Consider the following 22,195-nt stretch of genomic DNA (forward strand, 5'->3'; position numbering starts at 1 on the left):
GCTGAACTCGACGCAGGCACAATCGGATCAGTTTTCAGATGTCCGCGGGAAAAGGTAGGTGTGTTCCGAACTGTCGTCGGTAGTAGGTCAGGGGAGCGGCTGTATTGAGCTGTGCATCGACCACGTGACCGGAGATGATCACGTGGTCGCCGCCGTCGGTCAGCGTCGAGACGTCACAGGCTATCCACGCTGCAGCATCGATGATCCGGGGCGTTCCGGAAGACAGCCTCCACTGCACACCCTGGAACTTATCGACCGCCTTCCGTGCGAAAGTCGCTGACAAATCCTTATTTTCGCTGCCAAGCACATTGACTCCGAACTTGCCGGAGCTCATCACCACGCGGAGCGTTTCAGATTCGCGACTCAGGGCGACTAGAACCATCGGCGGATTCATCGACAGTGACGTGAAAGCACTGACGGTCGAACCGAATGGTTTTCCGTCTGTGCATGAGGTCACGACGGCCACGGGTGTACATACATCGCCCATGACGTCACGGAGAGCTGCGGCGAGATCGGTGTCCCGGCCGATTGTCGTACTCAACTCGGATCCTCGGCGTCATCGAAAACCTGGTTGCTCAGCTCTACGAACCCTGGAATTCGGATGGTCAGTATGTCGCCAGGGGACAGGTAGCGCGGTGGATTCTGACGGTGTCCGATTCCGGCGGGTGTGCCGGTCGCGATCACGTCACCGGGTGAAAGTTCGGTGAAAGTGCTGATGTACGCCACGATGGAACCGATGTCGAAGACGAGGTCGGCGAGCTTCCCGCGCTGGACCCGCTCCCCGTTCAGTTCGGTCACGATTTCCAGTGCGGCGGGATCCGGGACTTCGTCGCGTGTGATGATCCAGGGGCCCCAGGAGCCGGACCTGTCGAAGTTCTTTCCCGCTGTAGCCTGCTTGCTGTGAAGCTGCCACTCACGAATGCTGTTCTCGCCCATGACGGTATATCCGGCGATGTGTTCCAGGGCTCCTTCTGCGTCGATGTTCCGCCCGCCGGTCCCGATCACAACAGCGATCTCGCCTTCCCAGTCGAGAGTGTCGGAGACTCGCGGCCGGATGAGTGGCTGCTCGTGGCCGACGAATGTCGACGGGAATCGTGTGAACAACGTCGGGTGTTCACTGACATCTGCAAGAACTTCGGCCGCGTGAGTGCTGTAGTTGAGCCCGACGCACAGGATCTTGTTCGGTTTCGAGACCGGTGGTAGCCAGTCCGCCTGCTGCGGGTCGACAATGGGATAGCTCGGCAGATCGATGCGCACGATGTCGCTCAGTTCGACGGAGCCGATTAGTCCCGAAAGACCCTCTGCTCCTGCGAACTGCGAAATGTCGTGGATGATTGTGCCGTCGACGCTGGCGACCGTCAGTTGCCGCCCGTCGAGTGTCATGGTGCCGAGCCTCATGAAATTTCCCTTTCACGTTCCATCAGGTCCGACGCCTGAGCGAGCAACTGTTCGACTTTGGCGATGCCTGGTTTTGTTGTCGGAATGAGAGGTGGGCGGACATGGGCCGAGTCGATTCGGCCTTCGCGTTCGAGCACCCACTTGGCAGTAGTGGGGTTGGTCTCCACGAACAGCAGATCGACCAGTGGATGCAGGGCGTAATGGATCCGGCGTGCGTCGTCCTGCTTGCCTGCCATCCAGTACTCGTACATCTCGGCGGCTGCTCGCGGAGCGATGTTCGAGGTGGCGCTGATGTAACCGACCCCACCGAGCGCCAGCAAGGGCAGGCACAGCAATTCGATTCCCGACCACACGAGTATTCCGTCATCGGCGGCTTCGATAACCCGCGAGAAGTGCTCGAAGTCCTTGGTGGTCTCTTTGATCCCGACGATGTTGTCGATATTGCGATGAAGGCGCGCAACGGTTTCCGGTGCGAGTTCTACGGCTGTCCGAGAGGGAACGTTGTACATGATGATCGGCAGGTTCGGATTATCGCCGGCGACCCGTTCGTACCACTCGTAGAGTGCTTGCTGGGTGGGACGTGTGTAGTACGGGGTGATGACGAGAGCCGCGTCGGCTCCGGCGCGTTCGGCGGCAGCAGTGAGGGTCAATGTCTCGTCGAGTTTGGCAGATCCGGTTCCGGCGATGAACGGCACTCGGCCGCCGATGGCTTCGGCGACGATCTCGATAGCCTGGATCCGTTCGTCGATCGTTTGAGAGCTCGGCTCGCCGGTCGATCCTCCGATCGAGATGCCATGGGTGCCTGCGCGTATCTGCCACTCGACCAGGCGGCGCAGGCTCTCGGGGTCGAGTGCACCGTCATCGGTGAACGGTGTGATCAGCGGCGCGATGGAACCGGTGATTCGGGAGGGGTCGATACGGAAGCTCATCGGGCGTCCTTCGAGTCGAGTGAGTCTTGGAATCGGTGCCAGACGAGCGCGGCCAATGCCAGGTCGGTGAGGCCTGAACCGAGGCCCTTGTACACAGTGAGCCGCGCATCGGCTGGGGGTTTCATCGAGCGGTCGATTGCTTCGCCGAGTGTCATGACCGAATCGAGGTTATCGCCGAAATGTTCTCGTAGCTCTCGTGATCCGCGACGAGCATTCTCCACATCGTCGACGGTCGTGAAGTCGCTCAGTGGCAGCACTGATGGGAGCAACTCCGCAGTGGTCGGCAGGATCGCCCCGACCGCGTTGAGGTGTGCCCCGTGAGCCAGCCATGCGCCGTCGAGGAACGGCTCCTGCGCCCGGGTGACGGTAGTGACGATAGATGCATCGTGCACTGCCGCACGCGCGGTGTCGGCGACTTCCACACGAACTCCGACCTTGTCGCGCAACACATTTGCGAAACGCTCTCGACTTTCCTCGGATGGGCTCCACACGCGAACGAGTTCGAGTGGGCGAACGGTATGAACAGCAGCAACTTGGTGTATCGCCTGACGACCTGTGCCCAGCAATCCCAGCTGAGCGGCGTCAGATGCGGCCATGATGTCGGTGGCCACCGCAGCTGTGCCGGCGGTGCGCAACATCCCTAGCGCGTCGGCATTCATGACGGCGAGAGCCCGTCCATCGGCCGCGTCGAACAACGATAGGAGCGCAGATGCCCCGTTGGGCGTATTCACCCAGCTCTTGAACGCGACGACCTGCTGGTCGGTATCGACGGCGCCGAGCGAATGCGCCGTGCTCTGCCCATCAAATCGGGCCATTGTCTTGGGGATGGAGCGAGCGGTTCCGCGGTAGGCAGAGACCAGAACGTCGCGGAGCGCGCTGATTGCCGAGCGCTGATCGACGATCGCGACGACTTGTTCGTTGCTGAAGACGGAGGCCGTGCCGACCGAACGTTGATGTGCGGTGGTGTCTGTAGGTGAAGACATTGGCACCTCTCGTGAATAGATAGCGCCGCCAGGTTCGACAGCTCGCATTGTTGTGATGCCTACTACATTGATCCGAGTTCTGATATAAATCAATTAGCAAATATCGGATCAGGAAATAACTATTTTGTTATGGGGAGCGATGGATACTCAACTGTCCTTTCGTCGACTGGAGGTCTTCCGCCTGGTTGTCGACGAGCGCAGTGTCACGCGTGCCGCCGAGGTTCTCATGGTTGCGCAACCAGCCGTGTCCGCTCAGCTTCGTGCGCTCGAATCATGGGTTGGGGCAAGGTTGTTCGTTCGCCGCGGCAATCGTTTGGTGCTCACGGAGGCTGGGGAGCGAACGAACGAGTGGGCGAAGAATGTTCTCGCAAGTGCGGCTCAAGTTCGGCGCGATGTCGGCGATCTCGCATCCGGAGACACGGGGCGCGTCCTTGTCGCTTCGAGTATGGCGATCGGAACCTACTTGCTGGCTCCGATTCTTGCGAAGGTGAGCAAGCAGCGCCCGAAGGCAGACGTCACCGTATCGATCTCAAGACCGGAGGAGGTAGTGCGCGGCGTCGAGACGGGTGAGTTCGACTTCGCTGTGCTCAACTGGGACGAGCGGGAACTCTCGGAGTCCACACAGTCCGAAATACTTCAGACTGTAAAGCTTTCGGTGTTCGCAACCGAACGTCTGGTGCCGAAGGGGACTACGCTGACGGTCGCCGAGGCGCTGGCCTTGCCTCTGGTGGGCGCCCCGAGAGAAGTTGTGTACCAGCGCAACCTGGTAGCTCAACTCCGCGCCGATGGCCACGATGAACCACGTTTCGTCATCCGACTGGGGCACTCCGAAGCAATGGTCAGGGCAGCGATCGAACATGACTGGGCGGTCATTGCGCCCCGCTATGCGGTGGGCGCGGAGGGCCCACTTCGGCCTGTCGATATTCCCGATTTCACCCTCGAGGAACGAATTGTTCTGGTCTATCGTCGGGACAAGCATTTTTCTCCGCTGCAAGAAGCAGCGCTCGACGCGATCAGAAGTGGGCTCGACAGCGTCTGCGCAGCGACCGACCTCGTCTCGGACGAGGGTTACCAGGAGTAGTCGCGATCGGACGGCGGCGACCAAATCCCTTCCTCGCGCAGTATGTCCAGAACTGGGCTGAACGACTTCAGTTCTTCGGGACTCCACAGAGGAAAATTGACCAGCAGATTCGCGGCTCCCGTGGTCGACTTAAGCGAAATTAGTTCCGCAGCAACCTTTTCCGGTGTTCCGATAAACTTGAGCATCGAACCGGCTCCACCGAAGGCTCTTGTCGCCTCGTCCGGCCCCATCTTCTCGTACATTGCGCGAGACGACTCGATCGAGCCGAGTACGTCGGCTGCAATCTCCGCGGTGGCGTCGACATTCAAAGTCGTCAACAGTCCCTCGAAGACTTCCTCGGCCTCTCCGTCGCCCTCGCGAACGATCGCCATCGAGAAGGGACACAAATCGACAGATCGGCCGGCCTGTTCGGCAAACTCGCCGAGGCGAGCACCGGTCTGTGACAACAATTCCGGAGTGTTTGCCATCGCGACCAGTTGATCGCAGTACTGAGACGCAAATGCCGTTCCTGCGGGTGATGCGCCGGCGCTCACCAGGAGCGGTCGAGGCTGTTGCGCAGGGCGCGGCAGCTTGATCCTGCCCATTGCCTTGTAATATTCACCTTCGAATTCGATCGGCTCGTGCTCACTCCACAGTGAGGTAACTACGCTCACGAACTCACCCGCCATCCGATACCGTTCGTCATGTTCGATGAATTCCTCACCGAACAACGCAGCCTCGGCGGCGCTGAACCCTGTGACGACGTTCCACCCCCACCGGCCGTCGCTGAATGCGTCGAGCGTTGCCCCCATCCGCGCGACATGAGCCGGTTTATGGTGAGTGGTGTGAAATGTCGAGATGACTCCGATGTGCTCGGTTGCGGCGAACAAGGCCATTGACAGCAGAGGCGCGTGATACGCAGGAGCCTGATGCCCCGCTGCCTCCGCGGCGCGCTGGTGACCTGACCAATTGTCGGCGATGAACAAGGAATCGAATCCGACAGCTTCGGCCGTTTGTGCCAAGGCCAGGAGATTCCTCTTGTTCATCTCCGGTCGAGTTCGTGCAGCCTCGTCGGAGTAGAGGAAATTGGTTTTGCCGGACGGGAAAAAGTATCCGAAGTGCAGCTCGGAGGTGTCGGCGGGTTGGCGTTTCATTGCAGCCTTTCATGGGGTAGATGCCACTGAAATAGTGACACCGATCACGCTATCCGCTCGTGCGGATAAGGCAATTTGCGACTTATTGATGAGTGCATCAGGTAATTCTTATGATCGAGATGCGGAAACTGTGAAGACCTTTCCCTTGGTCTCAGGGGTGAAATACATGACGACGGCACCGAAGACCGCGGCGACCGATAGATAGACCGGGAACACGTATGGGTTGCCGTTCTCGGCGAGCCACTGCTGCAGATAGGGCGTGGTGCCTGCGAAGACCACTGCCGAAAGCGCATACGGGACAGCGATTCCGGTAGCGCGCACTTCTGTCGGGAACAGTTCGGAGAGCAGCGCGGGCAGAATTGATCCGACCAGCGTGAACAGCACGAGCATGACGGTCATCGCCGCTGCAAAGCCGAAAGTGCCTTGCCGCGCGAGTTGGTCCATGGGGTAGGCCAATACACCGACTCCGATACCGAAGAGGAAGAAATTGCCGCGCCTACCGATTCGGTCCGACAGTGCGCCCGCGAAGGGCAGCACAAGCATGCTGACCGTCAGAGCCGCAACGCCTGACCACAGCGCTTGCGTGGCTCCGATTCCAACGACCTTGATTGCCCATGTCGTACTTGCCACACCCCACGCGTAGTAGAGCGCAGACAGCGAAGCCATGATCAGGAACACGCGCATCCCCGACGCGCGATGTTTCCACAACCCGGTCAGAACACCCTCGCGCTGGGTGGGTTGCTCGTCGACCATCTCGGTGAAAGTGTGTGATTCCGGCATACGGCGACGCAGAACCAGCGTGATCACACCCAGAGCGAAACCGATAGCGAACGGAACCCGCCAACCCCAGGACGACATGGCGTCTGCAGATAGAGCGGAGTTGAGCAGCGCGCCAATCAAAGTCGCAGCGATGATCGCTGCGGTGAGCGAGACGTAAATAGCGGAGGACCACAATCCACGCCGACGCGCGGGCGCAACTTCAGCGACATAGGTGTAAGCCGAGGCGACCTCGCCAGTGTGAGCGAGGCCCTGCAGGAGGCGAGCAAGCAGAAGGATCGCTCCGGCTCCGACGCCGGCAACCTCATAGGTGGGGACAGCGGCGATCAACAACATTCCGGCCGTCGCGCATCCGATTGCAACTAGGAGGGATGGCTTGCGTCCGAACCTGTCTGCCATCCAACCGAACAGCACGCCCCCGAACGGCCGAATAAGAAAGCCGGCACCGAAGACGGCAAACGTCGAGAGAAGTGCAGATGTCGGATTTGTCGGGTCGAACACCTGCGTGGCGAAAAACGGTGCGAATACCGCGTAGACCGCCCAGTCATAGCCTTCCAGAGCATTGCCGAGGAAGACACCGATCAACGACCTAGTGGGTCGTGGGACCGCATTGGCAACGGGTTTCGCCGAAGCGGACAGCGGAGTGGCAGGGAGGGTGGGCGGCATACGAACTCCTTGTTTCGATGACAGAATCCGACGTGCGATGGCATCGGTTGATCCACTCGCGACTTCCATGGCGCGGACAATGCGCAGACCTCGAAGCTTCAGCATCCAAGTGGTGCAGGTCACGCTATAGCCGTGACTGCAGGTGGACCTAATACCAATTGCGACATGTGTCCATCACCGCGGGCGTATGTCAGGTCGCGGACGATCGAGATATCGAATTCCTTATGTGTCGATGCTCGAATACGTCTTCGACGTATGTCGCAGTTCGGCCTAACGTCCTGAAGAGGCGCACTCAAGTGAGACATACACCAGAGCACAAGGAGGACTGGCCGATGACGGTCACAGAATCGGACGGACGCGACACAACATTGGATTCGGGCGTTCATCTGTCCGAAGTCAGTGGAACGGATTTAGATATGCCTACCCCGTGGGCACCGATCAAGGTGTCGCGCAGTGAAATCGAAGCGATTGTCGAAGGGTTGGAGGATGGTCCGCCGCCGGGCAACGGTCGGCGAGCGACCCTTCTCGTCCATCCGGAATCGACACGCCGCGGGTTTGCTCCGGGTATCGACGTCACCATCGAGGTGCTGCTCCCCGGTGAGAAAACCCAACGTATTCGACGAAATTCCACCCAGGTGCACATCAGTATCGGTGGCGGGGGCAGCGTGTCCGCCGACGGAATTACCTTTCATTTGGCGGAGCACGATGTCTGCACGATCCCGTCGATGAAGCCATACCAGTTCGAAAACGACGGCGCGGGCACGTGGGTCCGCTTGACGTACTCGAACGCGCCATTGCTCGCACAGCTCGGAACTCACTATTTCGAGCCGGTGGGAGACGGCTGGACTCCCACCATCCCCGTCGACGGGCCCATCGACATGGACGAACCGGTCGAGGTCGGCAAGGGCACTGCACCCGATTTCATCGTCTCACCACAAGGCGCTCGGCTCCGAGGGTACGAGTTCCTCGTCGATATCGAACCAGTTCCTGACCGTCCGCTGCATTGGCCATTCGAGGCCATGTCGGAACTCATGTCACAGGAACCCGGAGACGGTGGGCGCACGATCATGGCGCTGTACAACCCGTCAACCAAGCGCAAACAGGGTGCTACAAGTAGCTTTTTCGTAACACTGTCGCAGATCCCACCGGGACATAAACCCCACGCCGAGGGGCGAGGGCACAGGCACAGTTCCGTGGCGATCAATTACCACTTCAAAGGATCGGGATACTCCATTGTCGACGGTCAGCGCATCGACTGGGAACCCGGCGACTTGCTGCTCTCCGCGCCATCCTGGCGCGAGCATGCGCACTACCCGAGCGAAACCGGCGCGAGCGCTTACACCGTGCAAGACCACCCACTCCACATCGGCATGGAATCCCTCGTTTGGCAGGAAAACATGGAAGGCCCCATTCTCGCGCTCGGGACCGAAGCAGGTCAGACCGGATATGTCGCCCCACGAAATTGGGACGACGAAGACCATTAGCCGCGGGCGTTGTTGGCCACGCATTTCGAAAGGTATTTCATGACAACCGAAATCGAAGCTCCGATCGACCCCGACATTCCGATCATCGAGAAGGTTATGCGGCGCAAGCAATTCCTCATCGACAACTACACCGACTACGTAGCCGACGGACACAACGTCGTCGCAACCGTCGTCATCCGCGCCGCTACCGCCAACGCCACGTGCTCATGGAACGGGCGCGCGACTACCTGCACGCCGATCGGTAAACCATTGCGCGACAACCCTATCAGAACGACAACCGATGGAAGCCCGAGCATGCTGACGGCCCGGGAACTCGCCAGTGCGTCCATCCAGGCGAGGCTCTGGCCGCCTACCTCGAAGCTCTCGACACCAATCGGCGGTGCGAGAACAGACACAACCGGAAGAATCAGTACATCGCCTGTCTCGCTGAGGAATTCGTCGATCAGCACCGCTCGATCCGCCCACAGGGCTTCGACGTCCGCACTGGCCCTCTCGTACACAGCGGCCAGTATCGCAGCGGTGTCCGGATCATAGGAGTGCCCTGAATCTCCCTTCAGGGCAAGTATATCCGCGTGGGTCTCGACCGATCGCAACGCACCGAACAGAGCGTTACCCCTGGCCAGAGAACGACCGTCGTACTCACACGCATCGAGGCTGCGCGCCGCCGACCGAACCGCCTCCACGATCTCGTCGTCGACGGGCATCGTTCCCTCGCCCGGCGCCCACCGGATGTCGAGATCGTCGACGCAGACGGTATCCGGCTCGGTCCACGCGACGTACGGTCTCGACAGGACACGCAGCGCAAGCGTGACATCCCCGAGATTGCGCGCCAGTGGGCCGACGGTCTGGATAGTTCCGTGCATTGTTGCCGGGTTGGCCAGTAGCCGACCACCAGAGAGCACACCCGGGTACTGCCCTTCCGGATCAATCCGGCCGATCGTCGGCCGAACAGAACTGAGACCGGTGCAGTGCGCGGGCCACCGCACCGAACCGCCGAAATCCGTACCGAGGCCGAGCACACTCATCCCCGCGGCGATCGACGCAGATTCACCACCATTCGACCCACCGGGCGAGCGAAAAACACCATCGGGCCGCACCGGGCTTGCCGTCGTTCCGAACAGTTCGTTGCGCGTCAGCCCACACGCCCCGAACTCCGGAGTGTTGGTCTTTCCGATCAGAATTGCACCCGCGGCTTTGAGCGCAACGACGGCGGGAGCGTCGACGGTGGGGATGTTGTCGGTCAGCGTTCGCGAACCAGCCGTGGTGCGCACGCCGACGGTCGCGATCAGATCCTTCACCGTGAACGGAACACCGGCCAACGGACCGGGGTTCGTTCCGAGACGGCGTTGTTCGTCCAGTCCGTCCGCGGCATCGAGCGCTTGCTCCGCACAGACCGTGACCAGGGCATTGAGGTCGCCGTTGCACTCGGCGACACGGCGCAGATGCTGCTCGACGACGGTTCGCGCCGACACCTGACCCGCTCCGACCGCCGCGGCAATGGTTCGTGCATCCCGGCCCACCCAGTTCTCACGACTCATCGCACACCTCTTGTCATCGTCCAACGCCGCTGCCGAGACTTAGGGCCGGCGTCCGAACCGGGAAACGACCACAATGCACATACCCACAGCTCCAACGATGTGAGGTTTTGCCACAACGGCCGGCGCTGCGGTGAGGAAGGATCGACAAGGTGCCGGTTCCGTGGATTCGAGTTGCCTTTGCCGTATTCGCGGTGAGTTGGGGCGCCAACCAGTTCGCGCCACTGCAACTCGTCTATCGCGAGCATTCGGGACTCGGCAGTTCCGCGTTTGCCGCGATGCTCGGCACCTACGCGTTGGGGCTCATTCCGTCGCTGCTCTACTTCGGACAACTCTCCGACCGCCGCGGCCGACGGTTTGTCATCCGCCCCATGATCGCGGTGGCAATCGCGTCGTCGCTCATTCTCATTGCGGAGCCGATCTGCCCGCTCTGCTCTACGTCGGTCGCATCTTCGCCGGCATCGCGTCGGGCATGGCGTTTGCCGCCGGTGGCGCGTGGATCAAGGAACTCAGTGAGGCCGACGGCCCCGGCGCAGGTGCGCGCCGCGCCGCAATTTCGCTCTCGGCGGGCTTCGGTTGCGGGGGATTGTTCGGTGGCCTGATCGCGCAATGGCTGCCCGCTCCCGAAGTTGTGCCATACCTGGCCCACATCACCTTGATGATCGGCGCCGGCATTGTGGTGTGGGGTGCCCCCGAAACCCGCATCAGCCGACTTGCCGGCACAAAACTGCGTCTGACCGCGCTGCGGAGCCGGTACTTCGTCGGCGGGGTCGCACCGTGGTCGCCCTGGGTGTTCGGCACTGCGGCGCTTGCCTTCACGACGCTCCCGCCGCACGCCGCCGACTCCACGGGGTCGTTGTCGATCGCATTCACCGGCACGATTGCCGCGCTGACGCTGCTCACCGGCGCACTCGTGCAGCCCTGGGCTCGGAAGCTGTCCAGCCACGGCGACATGGCAGCCGTGGGAACGGGCGTTGTGCTCGCCGCTGCCGGTTTCCTGACCCCTGGTATCGCTCTGTCGACCGACGGCGGCTTGTCGGTGTCGCTCATCGTCGTCGCGTCCGCGTTACTCGGCTCCGCCTACGGTGTCCTACTGGTGTCGGGTTTGGTCATCGTCGAGAAGAACGCCGCCGCGGAGGATCTTGCCGGCACGATCGCGCTCTTCTACTGCTTCGTCTACGTGGGTTTTGCGGTGCCCTTCGTCTTCTCACTCCTCGAACCTCACATCGGCTATCCGCTTTGCCTGACCCGCTCGACGGTACTCGTGAGCATGGGTTTTGCTTTCGCGGCGCGCAGTTCACGGCAGTTGTCGGCGCCAACCGCTACTCTCACGCCAAGGGCTTGACGGCAGGGGTTCGAAAAAAGTCAGCAAGCCCCTTGACCGATAGAACCCCACCCGTGAAGGAGCGTCGATGTCGGAGCACACTTTCGATCTCGAGATCACTGCCGCCTGGACTGCATTCGGGACTCGCCTGTCTCGGTACATCACGGCAATGCAGGACAACGACACCCTCGTCGTGGAATCGCAGCACGACTCGCAAGACAACCTCGACTACGCGCCCGCGTGCATCCAGTTCTTCGCGTGGGATCAGACCCGCGTCAGATGCGAGGTACCGTCCAATCAATTCCTGCACCCGTTGCGGATGCTCGAACCCGAAGATCACGAGTCGCTGATCGGGTGGGGATTCAATCGCCCCGACCAATGCGAGCACGACAACACCGGCACCTTCTACATCGATGTGGATCGGTCCCAGCCCGACGGCGTGGTCGCACAAGCGTTGCGGGTGCTGGGCGACATGTGGAGCATTGCGCACCCGAGTTTTCTCAACATGCAGGTGAGCGGCCGCGAAGATATTCCGGCGTTCGACAACGGTCAGGCGGGTGCCAGCGAATACGACTCGTTGAACGAGCTGGTCGACAACGCTCTCGGCCGGCTTCTCGACTACACCCCCGCGCGCGACGACGACGGCGACATCCCGCTCGTTCGGGGAGAACAGATCACCTATGTCCGCGTACTCGAAGACGACCAGTACGTCGAAGTTTTCTCTCGGGTCGTTCACTCGATACCAGACACAAACCATGCGGCTCTGGTTCTGTCCCAACTCAATCGGCAGTGGCCCACCATCAAGCTCATCCTGGTAGAACAGAGCGTTCTCGGCGTGGCCAGGGTCGACGCCGCCCCGTTTGCGCCCGATCATCTACTACGAACGATCCGGTCCTTCGCCGAGCTGGCGGACGCATCGGACGAACTCGCCGAAGAACTTGGTGGGCAACCGATTCGAGCCGATGGAGAGCTCTTCTCCACTGACGAACCGGACAGCGACGGGCTCAATGCCGTTTTCGACGGCTCTTCCGCCGAATGGCACGACTGCAACGAGTTTCCGCCCGCACTCATGTCGATCCTCGAACTCGACGCCGACCTGACCGGGGGACTCACCCCCGACGACGTCGCAGAAATCTGCGGACGCGACCGCGACACCATTCTCGAGTATCTGCGTATCAGTCAGGAGCAGGAAGCCGAGTGGCATAACGCCCTGACAAACGCTATCGCTGTCGGCGGCGAAGACATCGAATTGTGCACCGGCGAGAAGCTCGCCTGGACGCAGACGATTGCCCACCTGCGCCAAGCGCTGCGCGTTGTTGTCCTGCCGCAAAAAGGCAGCGGTACGCAGTAGCTGCCTATTCGACCGATCAGCCAGGCAACGGAATGACGATGCCCGGAAGAATCTCGATCGAACGGGGCCGCTGCGGGATCTGCGGAATTTCCACCGGCGGCAGTCCCGGAATGTTCAGCGTGGTGGAAGGCGGGGTAGCTGCCCCCGTACTGCGGTCGTTCGGCGACGTCGCACCGGAGTTGGCGGGAACACCGGCCTGTCCACCGATCGGATCCGGCCACGGGAACGTCTCGACGTCGGACCCCTTCAGCGCGCCGTCCATCGTGCTCTTCCAGATATCGGCAGGAAGCCCCGAACCATAGATCAATCCGCCGTTGTAGTTGGTGATGGCTTGGGCATCCGAAGTGCCGATCCACACCGCCGTGGACAGGGACGGCGTGTATCCGACCATCCAGGCGTCCTTGTTCTGACCGGTGTCACCGAGCTGAGCGGTGCCGGTCTTCGAAGCGACGGCGCGACCACCGGCCAGCGCGTGGCCGTTGGAGTACGACGCGATCGGCAGCATCGCCTGCGTGACGTTCTCGGCGACGGCAGCGTCGAGTCGACGCTCACCGGGGGAGACGGGACGATCGAGGAGAACTTCACCGTCGGCCGTCACCACCTTCTGGATGAAGTGTGGCTGCTGATAGACCCCGGAGTTGGCGAGAGTTGCGTAGGCGGACGCCATGTCGATGACTCGGGACTGATACTGCCCGAGCACAATTCCGTTCTCCGGCGGGTCACCCGCTTGGGTCAGGGTGGGGTAGTCGAGCCCGGGAATACGCTCGGGGATGCCGGCCAGGTGAGCTGCGTCGGCGATCTTCTGCGGACCGTCCTCCATCGAGAGCATCAGGCGGTAGAAACTGGTGTTGAGCGAACGCTTCAGGGCTTCGGCGATGGTGCAGGTTCCGCAGGATTCGCCGCCGACGTTACCGATGGTCACGCCGTTGATCGTGAGCGGCGAACTGTCGAAGCGAGCCGATAGTGGGATGTCTTCCATCAGCGCGGCCACCAGTCCGAAGACCTTGAACGCCGAACCCGTCTGCAGCGGCGCCTGGGCGTAGTCGAAACCAGCGCCGTCCGTGCCGCCGTAGTACGCGGACACGCCGCCGGTTCGTGGGTTGATGGACACTGCCGCAGTGCGCAGTTCCTCCGGCTCCCCGTCGAGGTTCTTGTTCACCGCGTTGAGTGCAGCTGCCTGCGCCTGAGGGTCGATGGTGGTCGTGATCTGTAGACCAGCCGTATTCAGCGTCTCGTCACTGATACCGGCTTCGGCGAGTTCCTTGAGGACCTGCGCCTTGATGTGGCCTTCCGGGCCGGGAGCCTGATTCAGATCGGTGGGGCGGTTGGCCGCCGCGACAACGGGAAACGTCATCGCCTCACGGTCTGCCTTGGCAAGCGTCCCCAGGTCGACCATTCCGTTCAGCACGTAGTTCCATCGCGCTTCGAGGGCGGGGAGATTGGTCTCCGGGTCGAGAAACGACGGACTCTGGATCACCGACGCGAGAACAGCGCCTTCGCCGACGGTCAGGTCACTGACCGGCTTGTCGAAGTACGCCGTCGACGCCGCTGCGATGCCGTACGCACCGCGGCCGAAGTAAATGGTGTTCAGATACGCCGCAAGGATGTCGTCCTTGGACCACTCGCGCGCCATCTTGGCGGAGATGACAAGCTCACGCAGCTTTCTGTCGATACTGCGCTCGTCGCCGACCAACACGTTCTTCACGTATTGCTGCGTGATCGTGGACCCACCGCCGGCGCTTGCCTTGCCCATGATGTTGTCTCGGGCCGCGCGTGCGAACCCCGAAATCGAGAAGCCCGGGTTGGTGTAGAAATTGCGGTCCTCAGCAGAAATGACGGCGTCACGAACATGGATCGGGATGGCCGACAACGCAACTTCGGTGCGGTTCCCCTCCGGGGGCACCACCTTCCCGAGCACCGTGGTGCCGTCGGCCATGTAGATGGTGGAGACCTGTTCGTTCTGCATGTCAGCCGGACGAGGAACCTCCGTGCGACTGTAGGCAACAGCAAACACGGAGGCAGGCACGACGATCATCAGAAGGACGAGCACGTAGATCGTCCGCCGGACGAACCGCCACTTGGAGCGTTTCTTCTTGGCCGGTTTTCCCGGGTTGCCGGAGCGACGCGAAGACGATGCAGCACCACCTGCCGCATTCGATCTATTCGATGGACTCACTTACACACTCCCGGTCGGGTACCTGACCTCACAGCATCATTGCACCAGGGTGTTGTCTCGATCAGATAACTCCCGGCAACTGCGATACCGAAACGTCACACTACCGGGAGGTCTATCGCCGACGCTCCGCACGAACCGCTTTCCGGTATCCGCGGTACGCAAAGCCCAGCGCAATGACGCAACCGAGCAGCACCAGCGACGGCGTCACCCCTGGGTCACCTTTGACGATGGCGACCACAGCGCCGATCAACGCCATGAGAGCAAACACCGAGATGAAGCCGGCGATGAGCTCCATGCGCTGGGCGCGCGAAGCCCGCCTCATGTGAACCGCGCGCGCGGAGCCCGCATCACGACTTGACGCCGCCTGCGGTCAGACCTGCGATGATCCGTCGCTGGAAGATCAGAACCATGATCACGAGCGGAATCATCACGAGGGTGCCGCCGGCCATGATGGAGGTGTACGGCGTGACAAAGGGATCGGTACCGGAGAACTTGGCCATCGCCACGGTGACGGGCGCCGTTTTGTCGCTCGAGAGCTGCAGTGCCAGCAGGTACTCGTTGACCGTCGCGATGAACGCGAGGATCGCGGTGGTGAACAGTGCGGGCGCGGCGAGCGGCAACATGATCAGCCGGAAGGCCTGACCGCGGGTAGCGCCGTCGATGCGGGCAGCTTCTTCGAGTTCCCAGGGGAGTTCGGAGAAGAAGGAGGTCAGCGTGTACACCGTGAGCGGTAGGACAAACGAGATGTTGGGAATGATCAGCGCTTTGTAGCTGCCGATCCACCCGAGGTCCGTGAACATCTGGAACAACGGCGTCACCAGTGCGACCACCGGAAACATGGACGCGCCGAGGATGATGCCGGTGACGAAGTATTTGCCACGGAAGTCGAACCGCGAGAGCGCGTACGCCGTGAAGACACCGACGACCAGAGCAACAAGAGTGGTTGCGCCGGCGATGATGAGGCTGTTCATCAGGGCCCGGGTGAAGTTCACCTTGGCATCGGGATCAAGCGCCGCGGTGAAGTTGGAGAACGTCAGATTGGTGGGCCAGAGCGACGTCGAGAATGTCTCCGACGGGTCACGCAGAGCCGTCACGATCATCCAGTAGCAAGGAGCCAGTCCCCACACGATGATCAGTACGACGCCGATGTAGGTGCCGATCTTGCCGCGTAGTGCCTTGGTCATACCGGCTCCCCTTTCCGCTGCTTTTCCTGCGTGCTGACCGCGTTGGCTCCGAGGAATCGAACCAGGATGAAGGCCACAGCGAAGATGATGAGGAACGTGATGGTGGACAGTGCTGATGCCGAATTGGCGCCGACGCGCATCTGATCGACCACCAGGACCGAGATGGTGGACGTGGCGGGATTGGATCCCATCATGATTGCGGGCAGGTCGTACATGCGCAGGGCGTCCATCGTGCGGAAGAGCACGGCCACCATGAGTGCGGGCTTGACCAACGGCAATGTGATCATGCGGAAGCGCTGCCACGCGGTTGCACCGTCGACCTTGGCTGCTTCGTAGACGTCGGCGGGAATCATCTGCAGGCCCGCGAGGATGAGCAGTGCCATGAACGGCGCTGTCTTCCAGACGTCGGCGACGACGATCGCGAATCGAGCCGGCCAGGGATCAGCCGTCCACAGGATGTTGGTACCGAGAATCTTGTTGGCGATGCCGTCGTTGGCAAAGATGAAGAACCACAACTTCGCGGTGACAGCGGTGGGGATGGCCCACGGAATCAAAACCGAGGCGCGCAGCAAACCGCGCCCCCGGAAAGTCTTGGCCATGATCAACGCCATCGAGAGACCGATCAGCGTCTCGAGCAGAACCGTGACGATCGTGAATCCGAAGGTATTGCCGATCGACTGCCAGAACTGCGAGCCGAGCGTTCCGGGAGGACACGGAATCGCGCCGTTCGCAGTGTTGCAGGACTGGGTGATCCAGTTCTTGTAGTTGTCGAACCACGTGAACTGACCGGTGACGAACATGCCGGTCTCGGGATCGAGTTTCTTGCCGTCGCTGTGCATCGACATCCAGATCGCGCGCCCGAGCGGGTACACGATGATGACTGCGAGAACGATCAACGACGGAGCGACAAACACCCACGGCGGGACGCGTCGACGCTTTTTCGGCTTGTCGGCCGACGGGGGTGGAGGCATGTCCGGCGGTGGCGGAGGCGCATCTGCAGAGTCGGGCAGAACCTTGGTCAGGGACATCCCTGCACCCTCGGATACCGACGGCTCTTCTAGCGGTTCCGGCGCTCGGTGTCTCCCACCAACGCCCGAACGGTCGGGACCGGTTGACCCGGCCCCGACCGTGGGGTTGGCAGGCACAGCCGCGGAAGGATCCTGCGGTTCTGCCATTGCTTATTGCTCCTGGTAGATCAGTTACCGGCGGTTTCGATGCCGGCCTTGGTGTCTGCCAAAGCCTGCTCGACGGTCTTCTCGCCGCGAATAGCAGCGTAGGTGTTGTCGGAAATCGACTTCGACACCTGCGTGTAGTACGGCGTGACGGGACGCGGCTGCGCGGAGGCAAGCGCTTCCTTCAGTGTCGCGAAGTACGGGAACTGTGCAAGCACGGCCGGGTCGTCGTAGACAGCCGAGAGGACGGGTGCGCCGCCGACCTCGGTGAAGTACGTCTGCGACTTCTGGGTCTGCATGAACTCGAGGAAGTCGCGTGCCGTTGCCGGTGCGTCCGAGAATGCGCTGATGCCGACGTTGTAGCCGCCGACCGTCGATGCGCCCGGTCCGTCTACGCCCGGGAGAACCGTGTAGCCGTACTTGCCGGCAACCGAGGTCTCTTCGCCGTCAACCGAGAAGCCGGACCAGCTACGCATGAACAGGGCCTTGCCTTCACCGAAGGCGCTCTGCGACTCGCCCTCGGAATACGTCAACGCTTCCTGCGGGATCGTGTTGTCTGCGAAGGAATCGACGATGAACTGCACGCCTTCCTTCGTCTTGTCGTCGATCGCCGGGGTGATTCCGTCAGCGCCGACCCACGGTCCACCGAACGCATTGGTGATCTCGGTGGTGTTGACCGTCAGGCCTTCGTAGTTCTTGAACTGACCGACGTAGCAAGAGATGCCGGCTTCGACAGCCTTCGGGCAGTTTTCCTTGAGCTCGGCCCACGTGGTGGGAGCCTTCTCGACGAGGTCCTTGCGGTAGTACAGGAACGCGGCGTTGGTGTTCTTGGGCGCTGCGTAGAGCTTGCCGTTGTACGTGCCGGAGGCGACGGTCGACGGCAGGAGGCCCGAGGTATCGATCTTCAGGTCACCCTCGAGCGGAACCAGCCAGCCGTTGGCAGCGAACTGCGCGGTGTTGACGACGTCGACGCCGATGAGGTCGTACTCATCGCTCTTGGCCTGCATGCGCTGGGTGATGTCGTCGACCTGCGCGTTGGCTTCCTTGGCCAGCGGCTTCAGGGTGACCTTCTCGTCCGGATGCTCGGCATTCCAGTCGGAGATGATGTTTTCGAGCGCCTCGTTCAGGGCATCCTGGCCCTCGACGATCGTGATGGGGCCGCGGCCTTCGCTGGAGGACGATCCCCCGGATGCGGCTGTGGTGGTGGTGTCGCCGCCGTTGTCCGAATCGGATGAACAGCCTGCCAGTACCAGCATCGACACTGCCGACGCTGCAATTGCAGCCCGACGCATCGCCTTCGAGTTCAGAACCATGGATTCGCTCCCCGCTTGTATACGACAAAAGACATCCCGGTAGCCGACGTCACGACATGCGCCATGAGTGCCGGCTCCCAGCATCGGCCCCTACTGTGGCACGAGACACCCCTACTTGTTGGTATTACGGCGATCCTGAATCGTTCATGTGTCGGATTAGAGCGTCGAATCAGCCGAGGCGACGGCCGTCGCTCGATGCAAAAACATGCACCTTGTCCGGGTCGACTCGAAGATTCACGCGATCACCCTTCTGCGGCGGATTGCGCCAGTCACCTCGCGCCACGATCTGTTGTGGGCTGCCGCCGATAGTCGTGCGGCCGTAGACGTAGGCATCTGACCCGAGTTCTTCGACGACGTCGACGTCCATCGGAATGCCCGAGGCGGCAATTTCGAGGTGTTCCGGGCGGATTCCGAGTGTCACGTCGGTCTCGGGTGTGCCGTTCAATGTTTCACGGGAAACAGGGACAACCACGTCACCGAACACCACACCACCGTCAGTGAGCGGAAGCGTGAAGAGATTCATCGCGGGCGAACCCATGAAGCCGGCGACAAACACGTTCTTCGGCCGGTTGTACAGCTCCCGCGGCGACGCACACTGCTGCAGAATTCCCTTGTCGAGGACGGCGACGCGATCACCCATGGTCATCGCCTCGACCTGATCGTGCGTCACGTAGACCATCGTGGTCGCGAGGCGTCGCTGCAATTGCGCGATCTGCGTACGTGTCTGCACACGTAGTTTTGCGTCGAGATTGGAGAGCGGCTCGTCCATCAGGAACACCTGCGGTTGCCGGACGATGGCGCGACCCATGGCAACTCGCTGACGCTGACCGCCCGAGAGCGCTTTCGGCTTGCGATCCAGGTACGGCTCGAGGTCGAGCATCTTGGCAACTTCCTCGACGCGAGCTCGGGTTTCCGTCTTGTTGGTGCCAGCCAACTTGAGGGCGAATCCCATGTTCTCGGCCACTGTCATGTGCGGGTAGAGCGCGTAGTTCTGGAACACCATCGCGATGTCACGTTCCTTGGGCTCCTGACCGGTGACGTCGCGGTCACCGATGAGAATGCGGCCACTGTGGACCTCTTCGAGACCCGCCAGCATGCGGAGCGTCGTCGACTTTCCACAACCGGACGGTCCGACGAGAACAAGGAACTCGCCGTCCTCGATCTGGAGGTCGAGTTTGTCGACTGCGGGAGAATTCGATCCGGGGAACAGACACGTCGTTCCCTCGAATGTCACTGAAGCCATGGCTGGTTGATCCCTTCTACCGGCAGGAACGTGCCGGACGATCCAAGTTGAGGGTGAGTGTGTGCCCCAGCAGCATAAACGTCGCTGTCGGTATCCGGGAGTACCCTTCTTTCGGTGAGTTCGGAGAAGATGTTGACCCGCATCGGCGCTCTGCTTCGTCAGGCAGAATCCACCGATAATCCGCACGAAGGTGAAGCCTTCATGGCGGCCGCGCAGCGGTTGGCCACCAACTCGGCCATCGATCTGGCGGTGGCTCGCGCGCACACGGCGTCGTCGGAAAAACGGGCGACGCCCACCCAGCGACTGATCACGATCGGTGAGCCCGGCAAGCGGGGATTGCGTACCTACGCTCAGTTGTTCATCGCCATCGCCGCCGCCAACGACGTGCAGTGCGACATCGCACAGACGTCTGCGGTCATCTTCGCGTACGGATTTGCCGGAGACATCGACGTATGCGAGGCCCTGTACTCGAGCCTGCTGTTCCAGATGGTGCGAGATTCCGACGCGTATGTCCGCTCCGGCGCGTACCGCGGTGAAACGTCGGTGCGGACGGTCGTCGAAACTCGTGGACGACGACGCGTCAGCACGCAGGTCCGCAAGCCGGTTGCCGGGGTGACCGCGCGGCTCAATTTCCAGATGGCCTACGCGGCGCGCATCGGTGCCCGGTTGACGGAAACGAAGAAGGAGACCGAAACGGTGTCCACAGCGTCGTCCTCGGAAACCGCACTGGTGTTGCGTAACAAGGAAATCGAACTCAAAGACTATTACTCGTCCAACTCCAAGGCGCGCGGTACGTGGCGCGGCGGCGGCAGGGCCAGTGCCGGACATTCGTCACACGCACGTCAAGCCGGCGACAAGGCCGCCAGATCAGCACGGCTGGGAAACCTTCCGGAGATCGGCGGCGTCCGGGGGCAGATCGATTCGTGAGGGATAGTCAACGTTCCGCCCTCTACGAGGCAGAAACCTTGGTGCGCACCATGTTCGACCGCGCCGATCAGCGGGGGACACGTAGCGTCGAGGTTCTGGGGTCAACCATCACGCTGCCGGTCGAACGCAAATTCGGTTCGGTGGAATCGGTACAAACGTATTGCGATCAGGTCCTTTCACTGAACTGGGTGGTCGAATCCTGGCCTCGCGCAAGTGCTTCGGTAGTGGTGCGCGCCCGCGCAGGAAACGCTGCCGCCCACTACTCGAACAACACCATCGCCGTCCCGGAGGACCGCGATGGGCGCTGGGCACTGCGTGAACTTGTTGTTCTGCACGAACTCGCACACCACCTCGGCAACCCCGACTCCGACTCCGACGAGGCTTCCCACGGGCCCGAGTTCGTCGACCGCTACCTGAGCATGGTCGGCGAAATCATCGGACCCGAGGCCGCCTTTGTTCTTCGCGCAATGTTTCTTGCCGGTGGCGTCCAGTCGAGTTGAGGGCAATCAGCCCTCGGCGAACCCGGTGGTGGCCGAACCGGCCGACTGGAATACTCGGCGTATGGATAACCAGCGCAGATTGGTCCTGGTCCGGGATGAGTCCGAACTCCCGAGCTCTGATGCACCTGCGCGTAAGCCCCCACTGATTCGCGAGGCGTACGGGCGAGTGTTGCGCGAGGTCCGACGCGATCAGGACCGGACGCTGGACGACGTCGCCGCCGAGGTCGGAATGTCGAAGCAATACCTGTCCGAAATCGAGCGAGGTAAGAAGGAACCGTCGTCGGAAATCCTGCGGTCCATCTGCCAAGCTCTGGGAATGCCGCTCGAGCACTTGCTGTTCCGCTCGGGGAACAAACTCGTCGCGCTCAATTCCCTCACGTTCGGGAACTCTCCGGCACCGATTTCCGGGCCCGTCCTGATGGCAGCCTGAGTCAGTTCCCTTCGATGAGGGTGTCGGCCAATCCGTAAGAGATTGCGTCGTGAGCAGTGAAAATCCGGTCTCGGTCGGTGTCTTTACGAAGTCGCTCGACGCTCTGACCGGTGTGCTTACTCAGAATCACCTCGGTCTGCTCGCGGATTCTCAGGATCTCGGCTGCTTGAAGCGCCAGATCCGAGATTGTGCCGCTGCCTTGCGTCGACGGTTGGTGCAGCAGCACCCGCGAATGGGCGAGAACGTGACGATGCCCCGGAGTGCCTGCGGCGAGCAGCACCGCGGCAGCCGACGCCGCCTGCCCCATGCAGTACGTGGAAATGGTGGGTTTCAGGAATTGCATGGTGTCGTAGATCGCGAGCATCGCCGTGGTGGAACCACCGGGGGAGTTGATGTACAAACCGATTTCGCGATCCGGGTTGTCGGCCTGCAGGTGCAGCATCTGCGCCATCACGACGTTGGCGACGCCGTCGTCGATCTCCGTGCCGAGAAAGACGATGCGCTCGTTGAGGAGCCTGCTGAAGATGTCGAAAGATCGCTCACCCGTCGGCGTTCGCTCGATGACACTGGGAATCATGTACTGGGACAT

21 protein-coding genes are annotated in these 22,195 nt (G+C 61.5%); 7 read left to right on the top strand and 14 right to left on the bottom strand.

Going from position 1 to position 22,195, the window contains the following annotated elements:
* Positions 1–34: 34 nt before the first annotated feature.
* The 4 genes from FFI94_RS30355 to FFI94_RS30370 are packed head-to-tail and all read right to left on the bottom strand — an operon-like array spanning position 35 to position 3,310.
* A complete protein-coding gene (locus FFI94_RS30355) occupies positions 35–541 on the bottom strand; it encodes a flavin reductase family protein (RefSeq protein WP_397495542.1) in 507 nt (168 codons plus the stop codon).
* Positions 538–1,398, bottom strand: a complete 861-nt coding sequence (locus FFI94_RS30360; RefSeq protein WP_138871098.1) for a fumarylacetoacetate hydrolase family protein — start codon at positions 1,396–1,398, stop codon at positions 538–540. Before FFI94_RS30360 ends, FFI94_RS30355 begins: the two co-directional genes overlap by 4 nt.
* Positions 1,395–2,327: a 4-hydroxy-tetrahydrodipicolinate synthase gene (gene dapA / locus FFI94_RS30365; protein WP_138871099.1), complete on the bottom strand. Its 933-nt coding sequence runs from the start codon at positions 2,325–2,327 to the stop codon at positions 1,395–1,397. The genes FFI94_RS30360 and dapA overlap by 4 nt, the downstream gene beginning before the upstream one ends.
* The gene (locus FFI94_RS30370) at positions 2,324–3,310 is read right to left on the bottom strand and encodes an ornithine cyclodeaminase family protein (RefSeq protein WP_185993355.1); all 987 of its coding nucleotides are present in this window, start codon (positions 3,308–3,310) and stop codon (positions 2,324–2,326) included. The genes dapA and FFI94_RS30370 overlap by 4 nt, the downstream gene beginning before the upstream one ends.
* Positions 3,311–3,449: 139 nt before the next feature.
* Between FFI94_RS30370 and FFI94_RS30375 the strand changes: the two genes are divergently transcribed.
* On the top strand, positions 3,450–4,391 hold the full coding sequence (locus tag FFI94_RS30375; protein ID WP_138871101.1) for a LysR family transcriptional regulator: 942 nt from the start codon (positions 3,450–3,452) through the stop codon (positions 4,389–4,391).
* On the opposite strand, the gene FFI94_RS30380 is transcribed toward FFI94_RS30375, so the two are convergent.
* Positions 4,379–5,524 carry an LLM class flavin-dependent oxidoreductase gene (locus tag FFI94_RS30380; RefSeq protein ID WP_138871102.1) on the bottom strand — a complete coding sequence of 382 codons (1,146 nt, stop codon included), beginning with the start codon at positions 5,522–5,524 and terminating at the stop codon, positions 4,379–4,381. The two genes, FFI94_RS30375 and FFI94_RS30380, sit on opposite strands and share 13 nt — an antisense overlap.
* A gap of 108 nt (positions 5,525–5,632) precedes the next feature.
* A complete protein-coding gene (locus tag FFI94_RS30385; RefSeq protein WP_185993356.1) occupies positions 5,633–6,967 on the bottom strand; it encodes an MFS transporter in 1,335 nt (444 codons plus the stop codon).
* A gap of 332 nt (positions 6,968–7,299) precedes the next feature.
* Here FFI94_RS30385 and FFI94_RS30390 point away from each other — a divergent pair, with 332 nt between their 5' ends.
* Positions 7,300–8,451: a hypothetical protein gene (locus FFI94_RS30390; RefSeq protein WP_260684440.1), complete on the top strand. Its 1,152-nt coding sequence runs from the start codon at positions 7,300–7,302 to the stop codon at positions 8,449–8,451.
* Positions 8,452–8,585: 134 nt separating this feature from the next.
* Here FFI94_RS30390 and FFI94_RS30395 read toward each other — a convergent pair whose 3' ends face one another.
* Complete coding sequence (locus FFI94_RS30395) at positions 8,586–9,989, bottom strand: amidase (RefSeq protein WP_138871104.1); 1,404 nt, start codon at positions 9,987–9,989, stop codon at positions 8,586–8,588.
* Between the two features lie 469 nt (positions 9,990–10,458).
* Between FFI94_RS30395 and FFI94_RS30400 the strand changes: the two genes are divergently transcribed.
* A complete protein-coding gene (locus FFI94_RS30400) occupies positions 10,459–11,331 on the top strand; it encodes an MFS transporter (protein ID WP_313905565.1) in 873 nt (290 codons plus the stop codon).
* A gap of 67 nt (positions 11,332–11,398) precedes the next feature.
* Positions 11,399–12,661, top strand: a complete 1,263-nt coding sequence (locus tag FFI94_RS30405; RefSeq protein ID WP_138871105.1) for a T3SS (YopN, CesT) and YbjN peptide-binding chaperone 1 — start codon at positions 11,399–11,401, stop codon at positions 12,659–12,661.
* Positions 12,662–12,677: 16 nt separating this feature from the next.
* Here the strand turns inward: FFI94_RS30405 and FFI94_RS30410 are convergent, their stop codons facing one another.
* The 6 genes from FFI94_RS30410 to FFI94_RS30435 form a co-directional block, all read right to left on the bottom strand.
* Positions 12,678–14,837 (bottom strand): transglycosylase domain-containing protein, encoded by a 2,160-nt coding sequence (locus FFI94_RS30410; RefSeq protein ID WP_138871106.1) that lies wholly within the window; start codon positions 14,835–14,837, stop codon positions 12,678–12,680.
* A 112-nt stretch (positions 14,838–14,949) separates the two neighbouring features.
* Positions 14,950–15,159 carry a hypothetical protein gene (locus FFI94_RS30415; RefSeq protein WP_138871107.1) on the bottom strand — a complete coding sequence of 70 codons (210 nt, stop codon included), beginning with the start codon at positions 15,157–15,159 and terminating at the stop codon, positions 14,950–14,952.
* A gap of 25 nt (positions 15,160–15,184) precedes the next feature.
* A complete protein-coding gene (locus tag FFI94_RS30420; RefSeq protein WP_138871108.1) occupies positions 15,185–16,021 on the bottom strand; it encodes a carbohydrate ABC transporter permease in 837 nt (278 codons plus the stop codon).
* Positions 16,018–17,196, bottom strand: coding sequence for a carbohydrate ABC transporter permease (locus FFI94_RS30425; RefSeq protein WP_138871109.1), 1,179 nt, complete (start codon positions 17,194–17,196; stop codon positions 16,018–16,020). Before FFI94_RS30425 ends, FFI94_RS30420 begins: the two co-directional genes overlap by 4 nt.
* Positions 17,197–17,216: 20 nt before the next feature.
* On the bottom strand, positions 17,217–18,506 hold the full coding sequence (locus tag FFI94_RS30430) for an ABC transporter substrate-binding protein (protein WP_138871110.1): 1,290 nt from the start codon (positions 18,504–18,506) through the stop codon (positions 17,217–17,219).
* A 169-nt stretch (positions 18,507–18,675) separates the two neighbouring features.
* Positions 18,676–19,749 carry an ABC transporter ATP-binding protein gene (locus FFI94_RS30435; protein ID WP_138871111.1) on the bottom strand — a complete coding sequence of 358 codons (1,074 nt, stop codon included), beginning with the start codon at positions 19,747–19,749 and terminating at the stop codon, positions 18,676–18,678.
* A gap of 114 nt (positions 19,750–19,863) precedes the next feature.
* On the opposite strand from FFI94_RS30435, the gene FFI94_RS30440 reads away from it, so the two are divergent.
* The 3 genes from FFI94_RS30440 to FFI94_RS30450 all read left to right on the top strand — a co-directional run bounded on the left by FFI94_RS30440 (position 19,864) and on the right by FFI94_RS30450 (position 21,606).
* Positions 19,864–20,676: a DUF2786 domain-containing protein gene (locus tag FFI94_RS30440; protein ID WP_138871112.1), complete on the top strand. Its 813-nt coding sequence runs from the start codon at positions 19,864–19,866 to the stop codon at positions 20,674–20,676.
* Positions 20,673–21,176 carry a TIGR04338 family metallohydrolase gene (locus FFI94_RS30445; protein WP_138871113.1) on the top strand — a complete coding sequence of 168 codons (504 nt, stop codon included), beginning with the start codon at positions 20,673–20,675 and terminating at the stop codon, positions 21,174–21,176. The genes FFI94_RS30440 and FFI94_RS30445 overlap by 4 nt, the downstream gene beginning before the upstream one ends.
* Positions 21,177–21,237: 61 nt before the next feature.
* On the top strand, positions 21,238–21,606 hold the full coding sequence (locus tag FFI94_RS30450; protein WP_138871114.1) for a helix-turn-helix domain-containing protein: 369 nt from the start codon (positions 21,238–21,240) through the stop codon (positions 21,604–21,606).
* A gap of 1 nt (position 21,607) precedes the next feature.
* On the opposite strand, the gene FFI94_RS30455 is transcribed toward FFI94_RS30450, so the two are convergent.
* The gene (locus tag FFI94_RS30455; protein WP_138873510.1) at positions 21,608–22,195 is read right to left on the bottom strand and encodes an ATP-dependent Clp protease proteolytic subunit; all 588 of its coding nucleotides are present in this window, start codon (positions 22,193–22,195) and stop codon (positions 21,608–21,610) included.

The organism is Rhodococcus sp. KBS0724 (genome assembly GCF_005938745.2).
GTDB lineage: Bacteria > Actinomycetota > Actinomycetes > Mycobacteriales > Mycobacteriaceae > Rhodococcus_F.